Below are 19,139 nucleotides of genomic sequence, written 5' to 3'. Positions count from 1 at the left end.
AGGCCCAGCACTTCTCGTGGTGGATGACGAGCATGCTCCACGTCGCCCCCGTGGCCAGCGATTTCGACCGGCGCCGCCAGCTGGGCGAGCTGCGATCGGTGGTCGAGTCCGACGCCGGGCGCACCTTCCTTGCCGAGGCGTACACGGGCTGGCCGCTCGCGGGATGATGGGATGCGCCTGCGCAAGAAAAATCCCTGATGAATGGGCTCAGGGTTTTTCTGGCGGTGACGGTGGGATCTGAACCCTTATGGGATCACCTTTCAAGGGTGCGCGAAGGTGCACCCTCCGCGTCATTCCGCGGATCTCCACCTTTCGCGGGTGCGCAGCGATGCGATGCTTCTTTCTACGACTTTTCCCGCGTTCATGGTGCTCCCGTTGGGGTGGCCGAACGGTAGGCAGACCCACTGACGCCCGCGGCGGTCGTCCTCCAGCCCAAGAAGGGCGCGTCGCCGGGCGACCGGCGACGCGCCCTTCCTTCCGAGGCGCCTAGGGTCAGCGGCAGGATGCGGCGTCGTACTCGACGACGTCATCGATGCTGACGCTCTCTCCGTCGATCGTCGCCTCGGTTGTGATGGCGATCGAACCGTTCGGGATGCTCTCCAGACGCGTTGCGAACAGCTGAGTCCTGGTCTTGCCTGCTCCCAGCGAAGGGACCGGCCGCGATCCGTAAGGAGAGTCGACGGTGACCGAGACGGGAACGGCCTCGCCATTGCTCACCGAGACGACCTGCATGACCTTCTTGCCGACGCAGCGGAAGTCGACCGCGACGGAGACGTCGACGCCGGTGCCTTCCACCACAGCCGTCTCACTCGACTCGTTGCCCGCATTGTCGATCGCCCTGACGATCACAGTCCGATCGAGGATCGCGGGAGGCAGGGTCGTGGTGGTTTCGCAGGGCGCCCAGGACCCGTCGCCGACGCGGAGTTCGCACGAGGCCAGACCCGAGTTCTCAGCACCGTTGGCCGGCGCGGGGTCGGTCGCCGACACCGTCAGATTCCAGCCGTCAACATGGACGTCGATGTTCGGAGCGGTGGTGTCCAGCTTGTACGCCACATCCGTGGTCCACAGCATGACGGCATCGCCCCCGAGCGAGGCATCTCGATACTCGAGCTGAGCCCAGTTCGTCCCCTCGACAGCGTTCAGGTCCACCTTCATGCCCTGCGCGATTCCGGAGGTGATCGTCTCGTCAGCGACGACTCGTGGGCCGCCGTTGTGGCCCTCGACCAGGCGGAGCCAGGCGGGTGCGAGGCCGGTGTCGTTGAAGTCCGTCCAGTCCACTTCGAGGTCGGGCAGTTCGTTCACCCACTCGTCCTCGGTGATGGCCGTGCCGTCCGCGTCGACTACGGTTGCCTCCACGTGGACCGGGGAGTTGTAGTGCGACATGACACCTTCCCACTCGTCCAGCGTCACCGGCAGCACCGATCCGTGACGGGGGCTCACCGGCAGCGACCAGTACGGCGACGTCTCCGACACCGCGTCACAGGTTCGCGAGAGCCCGGTGGTGTTGCACCAGGACTGCCCGAGGTACTCCCACTCGTTGGGTGCCTTGTCCATCGAGTCCGACCGCCAGGCCACATACCCGCCGCCCGAGGCGTAGTCGATGAACACGTAGTACATGTCCTCGACGTTGTCCTTGAACACGAGAGGACCTTCGAGGTTGCCCCCGGAGAGGCCCGGGATCTGCCACTTGCTCGAGCCGTTCGGGTTGCCGACCATGGTCCAGTCGTTCGAGCTTTCGGTCAGCGGTGTGATGGGGTTCTTGTTGACCGCGTACGGCGTGGCCTCAGGCGCGCCCCAAGTGTCGTGCAGGTCCTCGAGGGAATCGATGTACTGCAGCAGGACGCGGAAGCCGTTCTCGTCCTTGGTCAGGCGGTAGATCTTGTCGTCGGTGGCGATCATCGTCGAGTCGATCATTCCCCAGCCCTGTCGGCCGGTGGACCGGTCAAGGTTGACCCAGGTGGTCGGCTCGGAGAAGGTCAGGAAGTCCTTGGTCGTCGCCATCCGGATGCGGTTGTACGAGATCTGGGACGTGTTGCGCGTGTCGATGTTCTCGTCGGGGTAGAGGTTCGACGCCCAGAACACGATGTACTCGCCCCTGCTCTCGTCATAGAAGGCCTCCGGCGCCCAGACGTTGCCGGCGTGGTCGTCCTCGATCTTCACGAATCGCGGCTCCGACCACTCCACGAGATCGTCCGACTCGTAGACGACGAGATTGCGCGAGCCCTTCGACTGGCGATACGACCACGACTGGCCGTCCTGATAGGTCTTCAGGTCCGTCGCCAGGAGGAAGAAGCTCTCGCCGTCGGCCGAGCGAATCAACGACGGATCCCGCAGGCCCGTCTGACCCTGGGGCGGATTCACGGTTTGCAGGATCGGCTGCGACACCGACGTTCCCTCGTCATAATTCAGCTCGTACCAGTTCAGTGGATCGTTGGCCTTCGACGCGCTGATCCAGATCTGCTCGCCATTTCGACCGCCGTCATCGCCCCCGTGGAATGACGCGAAGACGTAGCGCTCATAGTCGGTGTCGTCCGACGCGGGCGGCGCTACGGCCTCGGCAGCCGGGCCCGATGTGGCCGGCATCTTGCCCAGCGCCGAAGTCTCTGCCAGGGCCGGGGATGCAGCAAACATTCCCACGCACAGGGCGCTCGCAATCCCGACCGCCATCAAACGGGGGAGAGCTCGTTTATTGGACCCTCTCCTCGCTGCACGGGGAGGGATGATCGGATTCGCCATTTCTGCTCCAGTTCACGGTTGATTGTGTGAAAACGACAGGTTTCCAACCGCGTGGAGCGTCAACCCCTCCATCGCGGCCGCTGCCCGATCTGGCGAGAGCCGAGCGATCTCAAAGCTAACAGTTAGCGCTCACACCGGCTAGATCCGGGCATAGGAGACGGCATTGCCGTCACCGCCAACTAGGGATCGGAACCGCTCGGGGGAGGAGCGGTTGACGCGCGCACACTCAGCTGAGGTGTGATCATCGTTCGATCCGGCACGGGACTCTCCTCGATGGCCGCGACCAGCAACTCCACTGCCAGCGCGCCCAGCGCAGCGAAGTCCTGTCGGACTGTCGTCAGAGGCGGCAGAAAGTGGCGGGAGTCGGGGAGGTCGTCGAAGCCGACAACACTGACGTCCTCGGGCACCCGTAGCCCCCGGTCCATCAGCCCGTGGATGGCACCGAGTGCCATCTGATCGTTGGCCGCGAAAATGGCAGTTGCTTCGCCGAAGTCGTGGGATCGGCCCAGCTCATAGCCGGACGCGGACGACCAGTCGCCGATCACGGGCTCGACGGGCGTCACAAGCGCCGCAGCCAGAGCCTCACGCCAGGCCCTTTCCCGGGCCCTCGCGTCGTACCAGTCGAGGGGCCCGGCGATATGCGCGATGGACCGGTGGCCGAGGTCGAGCAGGTGCTTCATGACCATCATCGCTCCGGCCCGCTGATCCACCGCGGCGGTGTGCATGTCAGCGTCTGGGTCGGACTTCATGATGAGTACAGGAACGCCGGTAGCCCGCTGCCGCAGTGACTCGAGGGACGAGAGCCGCGGGGCGATCACGCAGAGTGCGTCCACGCCGTAGGCGAGGAGTTCGTCCACACCTGCATCGATCCCGAGGACACCGTCCTCGTCCCCCACGGAGTACGCGGTGATGGCGTAGCCGCTGGCGCGTGCCGCGCTCTCCAGCGCTCGCATCGTGCTATTGGGCCCGTACTGGAGCGATGTATCGAGGACGACGCCTATGCGTTTGGCGCGTTTATTGGCCAGGGCCCGCGCGATGGAGCTGGGCATGAAGTTGGTTTGTTCGATGGCGTCCAGCACCCGCTGCCGGGCCGAGTCGCTGATGTGCGGCTGGTCATTGAGCACGCGGGAAACCGTGGAGTGAGAGACACCCGCAAGGGTGGCGACGTCGTAGATGCTCGGTCTCCGCGAACCCTTGGCCGTCATTTGATTCATCTGTCGCTCTCTGTGCAATCACGCTGGATGAGGACCGGGCGCTGGGAACAACCCAGCGCCCGATCCCCGCGTCAGCTGCAGTCGGTCGCGGGATATGCGACGGTCACCGTGTGACCGCCGGGCCCGCCGGCTACAGGTGCGACCGCGATGTTCGCGGTTCCGGCCGGAACTGACTGCTGCCGAGTGGAGAACACCTGCGACACGCTCTTGCCCGGCTCGAGGTTCGCGACATCCTTCGCACCGTAAGCCGAGGTGACGGTGAGCCGAACGGGACGGTCGTCTGCGTTGGTCTCCTTGACCGTCAGGGCGACCTTGCCGGCGACGCAGCGCGTGGCCGCCACAGCGGTGAGCGCCAGTTCGTGCTGTGGAGCCGCCACGTGCTGGGCCTGCCACTGCTGGGGCGGATCCAGGTTGGCTATCGGGCGGATCGCGCGGACGGCACCTACGATGTCGGCACCGATCACTCCGTCGACATTGGCGATCTCCAGGGCGAGGTTGGTGGCGGGCGACGAGAAGCGGAGGAACCCGTGGCCGGTGTCTTCGATGAACCACTCCTGGAGCGAGTTCGCAGCCTCGCATGCGGCCAACTCGATCGGCGTTCCTGGCTCACCGGAGTCGTCAGCCAGGCTGACGCAGCGATCCGCCCTGTCGGCTCTGCTCACGAGGCGGTAGTTGCCACCGTCGGCTTCGTCCACGCGGAAGCTCTGGTCGGCGGCACCGTCGACACACGCCGCCTGGGCGAGCGCGGTCGCGCTGGCGGTCAGGCACTGGGTTCCCGCTACGGGATTCTGCAGCTCGTCTCCGGTGGCGGCAGGCACGATCGCGGTTGCGCCGTTGTCGGACCCGGAGCTGTCGATGACCGAATTGCCGCCGGCTTCGTCAAAGCGGTACCACGCGACGTCTCCGCCTCCCACTTCTGCACCACCGCCCGGAGCGGTCGTCATAGCCATCATCTCGGCAGCGGACAGTTGTCGACTGAAGATGTTGAAGTCGTCGACCGACGCATTCAAGCCGGGATCGGCACTGAACTGCGAGCGGCCGATCCAGTTGTTCAGGGTGAATCCCAAGTCGGCAGGGCGTTGCGTGAAGTTGGTGTTCTCGCGCACCAGCTGCCCGTTGACCCAGAGCTTTCCGGTGGTGCCGGACGCCGAGACGGCGACATGCGTCCACGCCGTGCTCACGGACACACTGTTGCCCGACCCGGGGATCGTCTGGCTGACACCATTGGCGGTTCGCGCGTCAACCCTGAGCCCGGTGGGCGCTGCCCCCGAGGCGGGCGTCATGAACATGAAGTTGTCGGAGCTGGAGCCGAAGTCGAAGATCCGCGCCCAGTCATTGCCCTGGGTGGTTCCCCGCTTCACCCAGGTCGAGATCGTGAAGTCTCCGTCGAGGTCGCTGACGATCCCGTCTGGCATGTCGACGTACCCGACGCGGCTTGTGCCGTTGAGCTGGATCGCGGAGCCGAAACCGGTGGGTCCGGCAACTCGGGGAGCGCTGTTCGCCCCCGCATTCTTTGCTTCGCTCACGAGGCGCACGTGGTCACCGTCAGCGATGTTGTAGCTCGATCCGGGAGTCTCTGAGAAGTAGGGCCAGCCGTCCCGCCATTCCATGGGTCGGATCCCGAGCGTGTTGTTGGGCAGGTACGCGTGGTACACGAGGTAGTTCACGTCATCCTCGGTGTACACGTCGGCTCCGCCGGGGGCGCGGTACAGGCCTGCTGGTGTCACGCCGGGAGCGGATGTGCGGGTATCGAGGATCACACTTCCGCCGCCCTGATCCAGTCGGACGCCCGCCTGATCCACGTACGGACCCGTGATGCTCTCCGAGCGACCGACCGCGACCTTGTACGTGGAGCTCGCGCCTGCGCAGCACTTGTCCCAGCTCAGCACCAGGTAGTAGAAGCCGTCGCGGAAGAAGATGGCCGGACCTTCGACAGGGTTGTCGTCGGCTCGACGGGATGCAAGGAGGGTCGGAGTACCGACGACGCTCACCAGGTCGTCGCCGAGCTGCTGGGCGACGATCCCGTCCCAGAATGACCCCCAGATCATCCACCACGCTCCGTCCTCGTCCTGCTGGACGACGGGATCGATGGCGTTGTAGTTGATCGGCATCGGGCCCGTCGCGAGGGTTCCGGACGTGACGATCGGACGGCCGAGGTCGACATAGCTGCTCGGAATGTGGGGCGTCTTGGTCGTCTTCACGCCGATGGCGGAGTTGGAGACCCCGAAGCTGGACTGGGAGTAGTAGTAGTAGAACGTGTCGCCGATCTTCTGCAGATGCGGCGCCCACAGGGTGGACGAGTTCGGCACCGACGTTGTCCACGGCGCCCGCGTGACGCTGCCGACACTGGTCCAGGGTCCGTTCATCGTGGGAGCTGTCCGGATCGAGTTGTGAGTCGCAGCCACGACATATAGGCCCGTCACCTCGTCGTAGGCCATGGTCGGATCGTGGACGCTTACGTTGCCGGTGAGCGCGAGCTGCCCGGCAGGCGCCGGATCAGGGGCGGGATCCTCAGCGAAGGCAGGACCAGCGGTCAGCGACAGACCGAGTCCGAGTGTCAGCAGGGCTGCGAGGCCCGCTGACTTCATTCGAGCGATGTGCATGTGTGATTCTCCTTCGATCGACGGCGTCGTCGGTCTGGAGCCGGTGGGGGTGCCAGCAGCTCGAGCCGCACAGCAACGTGCCGCTCGCATCGAGCGCTCTCCGGGATCGGATTACAACGTTGTATAGCCAAGCTAGAGCGCTGGTCTTGCGTGCGTCAAGAGGTAATTTACAACGTTGTAGTGCGCGTGCGGCCGCGCACGGAGACTCCTCCGCGCGCCCTGCGGCCGCGCGCTGACGCTGCTCGGCGCCCCGGCTCACCTCACCCGAGCGCGACGGCCGTCCATGACACGGGCGGCAGCGTCACGTGAAGCACGCCGTCGCTGATCGCCGCGGAGTCGTTCGCTCGTGGCGCGACCCTCTCGACGTCGTCGAGCGTGTTCTTGGCGTAGACGTCGGCATCGGCCAGCGTGTGTGTTTCGATGACGGAAACGTCGCCGAGGCCTGAAATCGCAACCGTCACCTGCACGGCCTCTTCGACGCTGCGGTTCACGAGGAAGACGGCGCTCTGTCCGGTTTCGGGGTCGCGTGTCGCGACAGCATCGACGAGAGGCACCTCCCCGTATGCCGCTGTCTCGTACGTCGGCGTGTCCAGCCTGACGCGCAGCGCGTCGCCGCGAGCGAGGCGGGAGGTGATGGCGAAGGGGTAGAACGTCGTCTGCCGCCACGCCGGGCCGCCCGGCTCGGTCATGATCGGTGCGATGACGTTCACGAGTTGTGCCAGTGACGCGCTCGCCACGCGGTCGGCATGCTTGAGCAGCGAGATCATCAGGCTTCCGAAGACAACGGCGTCGGCAACCGAGTAGATGTCTTCCAGGAGCCGCGGGGCCGTGGGCCAGTTGTCGATGCCGGCGATCCGGTCTTCGTTGTGGAAGCGCTCGATGTACCAGACGTTCCATTCGTCGAAGGAGATGTCGATCTTCTTCTTCGATCCTCGGACCGCTCCGACGTGGTCCGCGGTGGCGATCACTGTGTCGATGAAGCCGTCCATGTCCACTGCCGAGGCAAGGAAGCTCTGAAGGTCGCCGTTCCTCTCCTCGTAGTACGCGTGGCACGAGATGAGGTCGACGTCGTCGTAGGTGTGAGTGAGGACGACGCGTTCCCACTCGCCGAACGTCGGCATGTGCGCCCCAGAGGAACCGCACACCACGAGCTGGAGGTCGGGGTCGATCTGCCGCATGCCCTTCGCGGTCTGGGAGGCGAGCTTGCCGTAGTCATCTGCGCTGCGGTGCCCCAGCTGCCAAGGGCCGTCCATTTCATTGCCGAGGCACCACATCCGCACGTTGAACGGCTCGGTGCGGCCGTTGGCGACCCGCTGATCGCTGAGTGCCGTGCCCCCGCGAATGTTGGCGTACTCGAGCAGGTCGAGCGCTTCAAGGGTTCCCCGGGTGCCGAGGTTCACCGCCATCATCAGGTCGCTGCCGACTTTATCCAGCCAGCCGTGGAACTCGTGCAGACCGACTTCATTGCTCTCCGTGGAGTGCCAGGCGAGATCGAGACGCGAAGGGCGCTCGCGAACGGGACCTACGGAGTCCTCCCAGCGGAACCCGGAGACGAAGTTGCCTCCCGGATAGCGGATCGTCGATACGCCGAGCTCCTTCATGAGTGCGATCACGTCGCCTCGGAAGCCTTCGTCGTCGGCGCTCGGATGGCCGGGCTCGTAGATCCCGTCGTAGACGTGTCGACCAAGGTGCTCCACGAAGCCGCCGAACAGCTCGCGGCGGATGGGACCCACCACGGAGTCAGGGTCGACGGTGAGGCGTGCTTCAGGCATGGATGTGCGGTCCCTTTCAGAAGTGGACGGAGAAGAGTGCGATTACTTGACGCTGCCGAGCGTGAGGCCGCCCTGCCAGTAGCGCTGGAGGAAGAGGAAGGACAGCAGTAGGGGGAGCACAGAGATGAAGGCGCCTGTCGTGATGAGATTCCACACCTGCTCGCCTCCCGCACCGGCGTTCGACAGCGCCAGCCAGCGGTTCAGCCCGACCGTGACCGGCAGAGTGTCCGGGCTGGTGAGCACCGCGAGCGGCAGGAAGAAGTTGTTCCACGTACCCACGATGGAGAGGAGAAGCACGGTGACGATCGCCGGGCGCAGCAGCGGCACCACGATGGTGGTGAAGGTGCGCCACTCCCCCGCGCCGTCGATGCGGGCCGCGTCCAGCAGTTCGTCGGGGACGGAGTCCTGGGTGTACACGCGCATCAGGTAGACCCCGAACGGGTTGAGGAGTGACGGCAGGATGACCGCCCAGGCGGTGTTGATCAGCCCGTACTGACTGAGCAGCATGAAGGTCGGGATGACCAGAGCCGTAAGCGGAACCATCACTGATCCGAGAATCATCGCGAACATCAAGCCGCGGCCTCGGAACGAGTATTTCGCGAACCCGTAGCCTGCGAGGACCGCGACGACCGTGGCGCCGATGCCGCTGACGAATGCGTAGAAGAACGAGTTCGCAAGCCATCTCCAGTAGATGCCGCCCTGGTGCTCGAAGAGTCCCGCGACATTGGTGAAGAACTGCGCCGGATCATCGAACCAGAAAGCGGGGCTGGAGAAGAGCGCACCGGTGCTCTTTGTCGAGGCGACGAACAGCCACCAGATCGGAATGACGAAGTAGATCGCCATGACGATCAGGAGGACGTGCGAGCCGATCCGTCGACGATGCCGCCCCGCCGTCGAAGCGACGAAGCGTCGATTGCGGTCGGAACCGGACGTCACAAGAGTGCGGGTTTCGGTCTGGGCGGTGGGGATCGCCATCACTTCAGTCCGTTCTGCTTGCGCGTGAAGAAGAGGAACAGGAACGAGAAGATGAAGACCACGATGGCGAGCGAGAACGCGATCGTCGCCGCGTAGTTGAACTGGCTGTAGCTGAACGCCAACGCGAACGCGTACATGTTCGGGGTGTAATCAACAGGCAGCGCACCCGAGGCAACACTCCGCAGGACCGTGGGCTCCGTGAAGAACTGCAGAGTTCCGATGAGGGCGAAGGTGATGACCATGACCATCGAGGACGAGATCATCGGAACCTTGATGCGGGTCGCGATCTGCCATCCGCCGGCCCCATCGATGCGAGCCGCCTCGTAGATCGACGGGTCGATCGCGCGCAGCGCCGCGTAGATGACGATCATGTAGTAGCCCGACCACTGCCAGGTGACGATGTTGACCAGGCTGAAGAAGATCGTCCCAGAGCTCAGGAAGTCGGGAGCCGGCAATCCGAATAGATCGAACAAGGTTCCCGCAGGACCGAATCTAGGGCTGTACAAGAAGCTCCACATCAACGCTCCGATGACGATCGGGATCGCGTACGGGGCGAAGATCAGCAGGCGGGAGAGCTTCGACAGCCAAGTCACCAGCGTGTCCAGCACGAGTGCGGCCACCAGCGCGACTAGCAGCTGCGCGGGGATCATCACCAGCGCAAACAGCGCCACCCGACCGAGCCCGCCGAGAAACAGCGGATCTGTGAAGGCCTTCAGGTAGTTGTCCACACCGACGAACTTCGTTCCCGTCGCCAGCGTCGAGCTGAACAGGCTCATGCCGAAGGCGTAGACGAGGGGGTACACCAGGAACGCCCCGAAGATCACCAGAAACGGGGTGATGAACAGCCATCCGACGCGTTGGCGCCGTGCAATGCCGCTTTTCCGGTGGCGGGTGATCGGCGCCGTGCCGACTGTGGCAGTCATGAATTCTCCTCGAGGGCTACTCAGGCGAGCGGTGGGCCGGCCCCTCCCGGGAGCCGGCCCACCCGCGTCCTACTTGAGTTCGAAGCCCTGTTCCGTCGCGTACTTCTCGAGCGTCGTCTGCAGGTCATCCAGTGCGGTGGACGCGTCCTTCGACTCATCCACGACCACTGCTGTGACCTCCACCTGAAGCTGGTCGTAGGCGTAGTTCTGGAAGGGGCTGAACGTGAAGCCCTTGTAGCCTGCCGCCGCCGGGAGGAAGACATCCTTGTTGATCTGCTGACCGCCGAAGAACGGGTACTCGAGGTCGCGGAAGTAGTCCGATTCCAGGATCGGCTTCCACAGCGGGAACAGTGCCGCCTCTTCGATCCCGATCTTCCACGCTTCCTCGGTGCCGAAGACCTCCTTGGCGACCACCGCGGCAGCATCCTTGTCCTTCGCCTGCGAGGTGACAGCGAAAGCCGAACCGCCCCAGTTCACCTGGACGGGCTCAGCGTCCGCCCACTGCGGGATCGGTGCCGCGCGCCACACGGCGTTCTCGTCCGTTCCCTCGAGACCCTGAAGATAGCCGGGACCCCACGCCGCTGCGACGTAGATCGCGTACGTGCCATCGACGAGCTTGGTGTTGTAGTCGGCGGTGAAGGCCTCATCGACAGCTACGAGACCCTTGGCGGAGAGATCCTCCCAGTAGGCCAGCACGTCCTTGGACCCCTGGTCGTTGACGTCGATGCCGATCTCGGTGGGGTTGGCGCTGTCGTACTCGAACGGCACGGAGCCAGCCTGGGCGAACAGCGCCTGGGTGAAAGCGCGGCCGTTCGGAGGGAAGTTGGCCAGCACGCCCGGCGCGCCGGCGTCGTTGAGCTGCTGCGCTGCGTCGGCGAACTCTTCCCACGTCGTCGGCGCGGTGATGCCGTACTCATCGAGGATGTCCTGGCGGTACAGCATGCCCATCGGGCCACCGTCCACCGGCACGGCATAGACGGCGTCTCCGCTGGAGACATCCTTCAGCGCACCCTCGGTGTAGTTGTCGGCGACCTCGTCGAAGCCGTAGTCCGCGAGGTCGACGAGCGCGTCGCGGATCGAGAAGCTGGAGAGAACCTCTGACTCGAGCATGATGACGTCGGGCGCGCCCGAGCCGGACTCGATGGCCGTGGAGAACTTCGTGTACTCGTCGTTGCCCTGGCCGGCGTTGGTCCAGCAGATCTGCACATCGTCGTGTGTCTCGTTGAACAGGTCGACGACCTGCTCGAAGGCGGGGTACCACGCCCACACCGACACCGCCGTGGCATCGGGGTTGACGATCTTGTTGGTGCAGGATTCCGCTGCTGGGGCGCCGGATGCCGAGCATCCGGTCAGTGCTGCTGCTGCGACGGCGGCAACACCGAACCCGGCGATGATCTTGGACTTCATTGGCTGTGATCTTCCTCTCGCGGTGCGGACACCATTGTCATAGGACACGCGAGGCGCGCACGTGCGGGCTGCGTTGCCTCTCGCTTTACAACGTTAGAAAGTAAACGTTGTAGAGGAACATTGTCATTCGTTCCGGGTGCCTGTCAAGCCTCGGTCGGAGGCGCGGACGGCGCGGACTCCCGAGCCACAACGCGGAAGTCAGACAGATGCAACGTGGGTGGATCCTGTCGGTCGGCGTGCGCGACACGGTCCAGCAGCGTGTGGACGGCGGTGCGAGCGATCCAGGAACTGCCCGGGTCAACGGTCGTGAGGGACGGGATGGAGTACTGCGCCTCGTCGATGTCATCCCATCCGATGACGGCCACGTCGTGGGGCACTCGCAGGCCCGCCTCCTGGAGAACGCGCATCGCGCCGAGGGCGAGTGTGTCGTTGAGCCCGAACACGGCGTCGAACTTCGCGCCGCTGTCGATCAGCTGACGCATTGCGAGCGCGCCATTCGCTCGATGCCAGTCACGCATGTAGCCGATGATCGTCTCATCCACCGGGATACCTGCATCGAGAAGAGCCTCCTGGTAGCCCCTCAGCCGCAGACCGGCCGAACCGATCACTTCGCCCCGGTGTGCGCCCACCACCGCGATTCGCCGCCTGCCCGAGGCCAACAGATACTCGGTCGCCGCGCGGGCCCCCTCCACGTTGCGCATCGTCACATGATCGACCGGGCCGTCGAAGATCCGCTCTCCGAGGATCACAAGCGGATACGGCACTCTCAGAGCTTCGATGTCCTCTTGACCCATGCCCAGAGGACTGAAGATCATCCCGTCCGTGAGTTTCAGCCGCGGGCTCCGCAGCAGATCCAGCTCCCGCCGCCGGTCAGCACCGGTCTGTTCGACGAGGACGACAACGCCAGCCTTCTCCGCCTCCTGGATGACTGACCCCGCCAGTTCGGCGAAGTAGCTGAGGCTGAGATCAGGCACGGCCAGCGCGATCGCTCCCGTTCGTCCGGATCGTAGGTTTCGTGCCGTGAGGTTGGGCGTGTATCCGAGTTCGACGATCGCCTCCTCGACCCGCTGGCGGGTCGCGGGCCGGATGTGAGGGTAGTCATGGATGACATTCGAAACGGTCTTGATGGACACGCCGGCGACGCGTGCGACGTCATGCAGCGTGATCGACATAAGCCTCTGCCTTCATTCGGCAAACTATAGACCGGTTCCAACGTTGCAATCGGCGTCTCTTCACACAAACGACCGCGGTAGTCTGCGAGCGTGAATCGATCGGCCGCCGAGATCGTGCTGACCGGATTGGAGGCTCCCGAGGGGCCCATCCTTCTCGAGCACGAAGACATCGCGTTCGTCGAACAGCTGAGAGGGCAGATCTCCCGTATCAACGGCAGGGGGCCCTCGGTTGTGGCACGCGCGCCAGGCGCGTTCAACGCGATCGCGCTGGGGGCTGACGGACTCCTCTATGCAGCTCAGAACGGCGGCGCGGTCGGCGATTGGCGATCGGACACCCCAGACACTCCGTCGATTGAACGGGTCAGCCTCGCCGGCGATGTCGAAGCCGTCGCGGTCGAGGCTGACCGCACTCCGTTGCGCGCACCCAACGACCTCGTCTTCGGGCCGGACGGCCGGCTGTACGTCACCGACCCGAGCGAACCCTTCGCTCCCCACGACCCGCGAGCCGACGCACGCATCTGCGTGTTCGGCGCAGAAGGGGGGCGGACGTTCATACCCGTAGGGCGAAGCTACCCGAACGGCCTCGCATTCCTCGATGACGATCGGCTCTGCTGGGTCGAGTCCTACACCCGGCGGGTCAGGGTGCTCGACAGCGAAGGGATGCCGCGCACCATCGCCGTGCTTCCGGAGGGTGAGATCCCGGATGGAATCGCCGTCGCGGACGACGGCCGGATCTTCATAGCGTCGGTGACTTCAGGCGGGGTGACCGTGCTCGGTCCCGACGGTGAGTATCTCGGTCTGATCCACCTCGACGAACGCGCACATCCGACGAACCTGTGCTTTGACGACAACTCGCTCTGGGTGACCGACTTCGGCGCCGGATTCCGGCCGGGCGCCGGCGATGGACGACTGTGGCGCGTGGAGACCGACGCCACACCGCGCCGCATCTATGCGGGTTCATTGCCATAGCGGCTTCGCCGGCACTCGGCAAGTTGCCCCGGCGAAGCGAGCAGGACCCCGAACTAATCAGGGCCGGGACCCCATCCACGAGGTCCCGACCCTGACGATGCTGGTCGTCCGGTGCGGTTCTTAGAGCGCGTCCTCCCACAGAGTCAGGGTGAGGGTTGCCGAGTAGCTGTCCGGGGCGACGCCCTTCGGCGTTTTCAGGAACAAGTCGGCGTCAGCCTCCCACTCCCCCGCCACACGTGCGCCGGTCGAGTCCAGCGCCAGGGCCAGCAGTTCCTCCGCGACCAGTCCCACGTTGTTCGGCGGTGCGTCCAGCACGGTGTCGACGACGGGGCCCTCCGCGACCTCTCCATCGTTCGCCGTGAGCAGGCGCGGCGCCCATCCGAGGTGCTCCGCACCGATCTCTCCGCCGGCTACGCCTACGAACGTTGAGGATTGACCGGTGACGTACCAGCCGACGTCTTCGGGGACCGATTCCCGATCATCGGTCACGGTGACCTTGGGCAGCGTGCCGTTGAATTGCCGGACGTCCGCGTCCTCGGACTCGACTTCCGAGAGTGTCGTCGACTCTGCCGCGACGCTCATCGTCAAGGCACCCACCGGAGGGAGTGCCTCGATCTCGACACTCACCACGACTTCCTCGTCTCCGTACTCGTCCGCGATGGCAGCACCTGCCATCCCGACGACCATCAGGCCGCCGACTGCGGCTGCCGAACAACGGGCGATTACTCCACGCCTGCTCATGAGAACTCCTTCAAATCTGTTCAACTGCGGAAAGTGTTTACGCACCGACACCAAGCCGGCGACGTTGGCCCGCCGAGGTGGCCCGCCGAGGTGGCCCGCCGAAGAGACGGCGGGCCACCTCACGAGCGTCAGCCGCAGGACCGCGCGGCGTACGGCGCGTCGATGCTGACCGTGACCGGCTCACCACCGACGGATGCCGTGGCCTGCACGGTCGTCGTCCCCGCCGGCACGCTACCCAGGCGAGTGGTGAGAACGTTCGAGACGGTCTTGCCCCCCGCGACTGAGGCGAACGTCTTCGATCCGAACGACGAGGTGACGGCCAGTGACACCGGCAGGTCCTCGTTGTTAGTCGACTGCACGGTCACCACCACCTTGCCGGCGACGCATCGTGTACTCGCCACCGCACTCACGTCGAGCGTGGGAACAGGATTGCGCGACGTGGTGTCGACCGCGACGACAAGCCGGGCGAGCTGGAAGGCATCGATGTTCGGTGCATCGCCGGTGGGGTTGCCCACGACGATCGCGCCGTCATTCGTCGTCAGCTCGATCGGAACGTTCTGCCACCAGAAGCTGTAGAAGCTGTAGTTGTGGCGGAACTGCCCAGTGACCGAGGACGATCCGCCGGTCTCGGTGACATCAGCGGTGCGGGTGATGCCATCCGTGTTGTAGGGGTGACCGACACGGCGCTGAGCATTCGCGTAATTGACGAGGAAGTTGTACTGCCCCGCCTCCATTCCCGCCGGACGCGGGATGGTGAGCGTTCGCCCTGCCTGGATCCAGCCAGTGAACTGGCCGTTCACGTTCGATCCGTACGCTGCGCCCGGTGTCTCCACGGTGATACCCGCAGACCGCTGCACAGTCGGCGCCTCTGCCTCGATGCGGAACACGTCGGAGTCCGCGTCGCGGTTTCGCACCACACTGACTCCTTCCACTCCCACGCCGGCTCCGCTCACCGCGAGCTCCTGGATGCCCTTGGCGAAGTGGATGGTTGCCGTCGTCGACCAGAGGCCAGCGCCGTCGGAGGCGATCCCCGCGATGGCACGCTCGTTCACCGTGACATCCAGCTCCTGCGCTCCGGGCGTGCGGTAATCGATGGTGACGTCGTAGTAGCCATCCTCCGCCGCACCCAGGTAGAACGCCGCAGTGCCGTCGTCGCCGAGGATCGCGCTGCCGCCGTACTCGCCGGCGCCACGCTCGACCTCCCAGTCACCCGAAAGTCGGGCGTCCGTGCCCCGATACTCAGCCGCTTCCGGAGATGAGGCATCGGTCAGTTCGTACTTGTCGAGAGCGATGTTGCTTCCCGGCAGAGCGGTGGTCCCATTCTGGCTGGACCGCAGTGAGAAGGTGTGCGAACCCGCCGTCAACTCGACCGGGACATCGACGCGACCCTTGTAGACATAGTTCAGCGTGCTCGAGTACTGCAACATCTTCGAGAAAGCGCCATCCACAAACAGAGCGTGACGGCCGACCTTGTTGTTGAGCGTGTCGCCCGCGACCTTCTCCTGAGTGCCGTAGTGCACACCCAGCAGATACTTGCCGTCGGCAGGCACCTCCACAGTCCACGTCGACGACGCAGCGGCGTTGCCGAAGCCTCGCACGTCACGGCCATTGGAGGTGGCCTGCTGGTCCGCGTTGTGGGTCGTGATCGATGCGCCGCCTGCGAGAGTCGTCGACTCCGCTTCGGTACGCACCTTCCATGCAGCGTTGACCTCGGGAGCGGCTTCGACTGCCGGCGTGAAGACGACCTGGTAGGCATCCATCACGTAGTTGTTCGGAATGGTGACCGTTCCTCCGCCGTTCGCGTCCAGCTGGATGCGCTGCGCGAGGATGATCGGCGGCTGCTCCGCGAAACCCTCTTGACCGGTGAACGTCGTACGGCTGACCTGAACATCGACCTCGGTGCCGAAGGTCGCGGAGTCGAGTCCCGTGAAGGCGAGATCGACGTCGGTCGCGCCTCCGCCGACGAGCACGGTAGCTGCCTGCTTCTCTTCGTCTAGCGCGGCGATACCCTGGATCGTGCTGGGCTGGTGCGCGACGGGTGGGGTGAGCCGGACGGTGTCTCCTGTCAGGTCTGCGTACCACTTGAGCAGCCACCACGCTCCGTTGCCGCCGTTTGTCTGCGCCACATGGTCGTCGAGGTTTCCCGAGTACGTCCAGTAGGCGATCTGAGCGTCGACCTTCGAGCCCTCGAAGGTCGAGAGCCACTGGATCATCCGACCAGGGACACCGGTGTCGCGGCGACCACCGTACTCGGTGATGTTGATCGGAAGATCCGCGATCCCAAGGTCATCCTCGATCTGGCGGTACTGCGCCAGGTGAGCCGGCCAGTCACGAAGGTCGTTGTTGTCGAGTTCATGCCACGTGAAGATCTGCGGCATCGTGTTGTTCGCCTTCGCGTGCGTGAGGAAGTCGCGTACGCGAGTTTGATTCCACTGTGCTTCGCCGGTCGCGGCCACACGCACACCGGGCATGATCTCCTGGATCAGGCGATACGCGGCATCCCAGTCGGCGAAGAACTGCTCGCGAATGGTCGCGCTGCCCCAGTTTCCATACCAGATCCAGTCCGGCTCGTTGAAGGGTGTGATGACGTACCGGTCGTAGTGCTCGGGCTCGACGGCGTCGACGACCTTCTGTACGACATGGCGGACCTTGTCGAGGAAGTCCGCCTGACCGGGGTAGGTGTTCGACGGCACACCCGCGTTGGCATAGCCCCACTGCGGGTACTGGTCTTGCACGTTGATGTAGATTTCTTCGCCGCCTGCGCGGAAGAACGTGTCGGAGACCGTCAAGGCTCCCCCGTTCGGATGCTGCTCACCCCCTTCCGGCATCTGGGTGAGGTGCTTCACGCCGGCCCCGGCGATGACCGAGGTGGTGGGTACGTCGGGGTCGCTCAGGCCGTAGAGATAGCCCGCCGCACCGCCGTGGACGGCACCCGTCGACTCGGAGAAATCGACGGCGACGACTTCAGTCGCTGCCGAAGCCGGGGCGACAGCGGCTAGGGCGCCACCGCCGGCGACCAGGACGCCGGCCAGCAGAATGCCGGTCGCGCGTAGAGGGGATCGTGGGGACATACTTACCACTCCTTCGGGGTTGGGTTTGACTGCGTGTGCGCGGCGATGGCAATCGCGTCACCGCTTGTGCGGGCGTAGGCGGTAGTGGCGGGGCGGTGTGTCACCCCGCCACTACCCATGACTCAGCGGCAGCGAGCCACTGAGGGGACAGGTGTCCGACGCGGTCTACTGGAAGAGGGCGTTGACCTCGTCGTTGGCAGCGGCGAGCGAGGCCGCGTCCCCATTGCCCTGTAGGTAGGACTCGATCGCGGCGGTCATGGTGTCGTTGACCGTGGACCAGTTGTCCGCGATGGGGAGCAGCTGGGTGGTGCCCTCGTCCACCTGGACGGTGAAGCCGCTGATGTCCCAGCCCTTCTCCGCGAAGGCCGTCGTGGCCTTCTCGGTGGAAGTCTTGATCGCGGGGAACACGACGGCGGACTCGGCGATCACGTCCTGGCAGTCAGCAGATCCGAGGTACTTGACCCACTCCCAGGCAGCATCGGGGTTCTTCGTCCCTGACCAGATCCCGTCCGAGAGGCCGTTGAACACGGTCGCCCGTTCACCGCTGGGTCCGACCGGGGTGGGAGCCACCTTGGTGGCGACATCATCCTGGCCGAGGTACGAGCCGTTCATCCACGAGCCGTCGGAGACGACGGCGTACCGTCCGGCGAGGTACCCGTTGAGCGGGTCCTGCTCGGACAGGGCGATGTCGACGCTGGGCATGTACCCCTTGTCCTGCAGGCTGCTGTACCAGGCGAGAGTGTCTGCGAATTCGGGCTCGCCGAAGTTGAACTCTGTGGTCCACGGCGTCTTGTCACCGAAGTACCAGTCATTGCTGAGCGCGTACGGCGCCCAGGTCTGCTGGCCGGAGGCGTTGAGTCCGTTTCCAGAAAGCGCGAGGCCGTAAACGGCGACGTTCGACTTGTCGAAGCCGGCTTCGTTGCCGCGCACCCCGTTGGCGTCGACCGTCATCGCAGCGAGGGCTTCCTCGAACGTACCGCCGTCCTCCGGGTTCCACTCGAGGTCGGCGAGCTGTTCGGGCGTGACGCCCGCGTCGGTCGCCATCTGCTCGTTGTAGAAGAGTGCGACCGTATCGAAGTCCTTCGGCAGCCCGTATCGCTCGCCCTCCTGGTCCTGCCAGAGATCGGCGAGGCCGTCCTGGTAGAGGGACAGGTCGACGCCGTCCTCCTCGATGAGGTCGGAGATACCGAGGAGCTGTCCCTGCGAAACGAACTCGGGGTAGTAGGAGAGGTGATTGGTGAACACATCGGGGGCGCTGCCCGACGCGAAGCCGGTGGTGAGACCCTGCCAGTAGTCCGCCCAGCCGAACTGCTCGATGTTGACGCTGATACCGGAGTCCTCGGCGAAGGCATCCGCGCACTGCTGGTAGGCGGGCTGCTGGTTGGAATCCCAGAGCCAGTAGCTGATCTCCTGGACGTCGCCCTCGCCCTCTCCGCCGGACTGCGGTGCGCAGCCGACCAGGAGGAGGGAGAACGCGGCGGCTCCGGCGACGCCGCCGATCATGATCCGGCGCGTGGGCCGATTCTGGTGCTTCATTGCTGACCTTTCGGGCTGTG

Annotated in this window: 12 protein-coding genes and 1 pseudogene; 2 read left to right on the top strand and 11 right to left on the bottom strand. The window is 64.9% G+C overall.

The window, feature by feature from the left end; translation table 11 throughout:
• Nucleotides 1-167, top strand: a pseudogene (locus SOM19_RS17030) (4-hydroxybenzoate 3-monooxygenase); the annotation flags it as partial.
• A gap of 325 nt (nucleotides 168-492) precedes the next feature.
• Here SOM19_RS17030 and SOM19_RS17025 read toward each other — a convergent pair.
• The 8 genes from SOM19_RS17025 to SOM19_RS16990 form a co-directional block, all read right to left on the bottom strand.
• Entirely contained in the window at nucleotides 493-2,583 is a 2,091-nt protein-coding gene (locus SOM19_RS17025; protein WP_320487808.1) for a glycoside hydrolase family 43 protein, read from the bottom strand.
• 332 nt (nucleotides 2,584-2,915) lie between these two features.
• Nucleotides 2,916-3,941 (bottom strand): LacI family DNA-binding transcriptional regulator, encoded by a 1,026-nt coding sequence (locus tag SOM19_RS17020; protein WP_320487807.1) that lies wholly within the window; start codon nucleotides 3,939-3,941, stop codon nucleotides 2,916-2,918.
• An 80-nt stretch (nucleotides 3,942-4,021) separates the two neighbouring features.
• The gene (locus tag SOM19_RS17015) at nucleotides 4,022-6,553 is read right to left on the bottom strand and encodes a family 43 glycosylhydrolase (protein WP_320487806.1); all 2,532 of its coding nucleotides are present in this window, start codon (nucleotides 6,551-6,553) and stop codon (nucleotides 4,022-4,024) included.
• A 260-nt stretch (nucleotides 6,554-6,813) separates the two neighbouring features.
• Nucleotides 6,814-8,325, bottom strand: coding sequence for an arabinosylfuranosidase ArfA (arfA, locus tag SOM19_RS17010; RefSeq protein ID WP_320487805.1), 1,512 nt, complete (start codon nucleotides 8,323-8,325; stop codon nucleotides 6,814-6,816).
• A gap of 42 nt (nucleotides 8,326-8,367) precedes the next feature.
• Nucleotides 8,368-9,300 (bottom strand): carbohydrate ABC transporter permease, encoded by a 933-nt coding sequence (locus tag SOM19_RS17005; protein WP_320487804.1) that lies wholly within the window; start codon nucleotides 9,298-9,300, stop codon nucleotides 8,368-8,370.
• Nucleotides 9,300-10,223, bottom strand: a complete 924-nt coding sequence (locus SOM19_RS17000) for a carbohydrate ABC transporter permease (RefSeq protein ID WP_320487803.1) — start codon at nucleotides 10,221-10,223, stop codon at nucleotides 9,300-9,302. Before SOM19_RS17000 ends, SOM19_RS17005 begins: the two co-directional genes overlap by 1 nt.
• A gap of 69 nt (nucleotides 10,224-10,292) precedes the next feature.
• Nucleotides 10,293-11,630, bottom strand: a complete 1,338-nt coding sequence (locus SOM19_RS16995) for an ABC transporter substrate-binding protein (protein WP_320487802.1) — start codon at nucleotides 11,628-11,630, stop codon at nucleotides 10,293-10,295.
• Nucleotides 11,631-11,773: 143 nt separating this feature from the next.
• Entirely contained in the window at nucleotides 11,774-12,802 is a 1,029-nt protein-coding gene (locus SOM19_RS16990; protein ID WP_320487801.1) for a LacI family DNA-binding transcriptional regulator, read from the bottom strand.
• 90 nt (nucleotides 12,803-12,892) lie between these two features.
• Between SOM19_RS16990 and SOM19_RS16985 the strand changes: the two genes are divergently transcribed.
• Complete coding sequence (locus SOM19_RS16985) at nucleotides 12,893-13,771, top strand: SMP-30/gluconolactonase/LRE family protein (RefSeq protein ID WP_320487800.1); 879 nt, start codon at nucleotides 12,893-12,895, stop codon at nucleotides 13,769-13,771.
• 120 nt (nucleotides 13,772-13,891) lie between these two features.
• On the opposite strand, the gene SOM19_RS16980 is transcribed toward SOM19_RS16985, so the two are convergent.
• The 3 genes from SOM19_RS16980 to SOM19_RS16970 all read right to left on the bottom strand — a co-directional run bounded on the left by SOM19_RS16980 (nucleotide 13,892) and on the right by SOM19_RS16970 (nucleotide 19,119).
• Complete coding sequence (locus SOM19_RS16980) at nucleotides 13,892-14,512, bottom strand: hypothetical protein (RefSeq protein WP_320487799.1); 621 nt, start codon at nucleotides 14,510-14,512, stop codon at nucleotides 13,892-13,894.
• Between the two features lie 128 nt (nucleotides 14,513-14,640).
• Nucleotides 14,641-17,583 (bottom strand): hypothetical protein, encoded by a 2,943-nt coding sequence (locus SOM19_RS16975; RefSeq protein ID WP_320487798.1) that lies wholly within the window; start codon nucleotides 17,581-17,583, stop codon nucleotides 14,641-14,643.
• A gap of 165 nt (nucleotides 17,584-17,748) precedes the next feature.
• The gene (locus SOM19_RS16970) at nucleotides 17,749-19,119 is read right to left on the bottom strand and encodes an ABC transporter substrate-binding protein (RefSeq protein WP_320487797.1); all 1,371 of its coding nucleotides are present in this window, start codon (nucleotides 19,117-19,119) and stop codon (nucleotides 17,749-17,751) included.
• Between the last annotated feature and the right edge of the window lie 20 nt (nucleotides 19,120-19,139).

The organism is Microbacterium sp. CFBP9034 (assembly GCF_034045255.1).
Lineage (GTDB): Bacteria > Actinomycetota > Actinomycetes > Actinomycetales > Microbacteriaceae > Microbacterium.
This window is presented reverse-complemented; position numbering and strand designations above follow the sequence as displayed.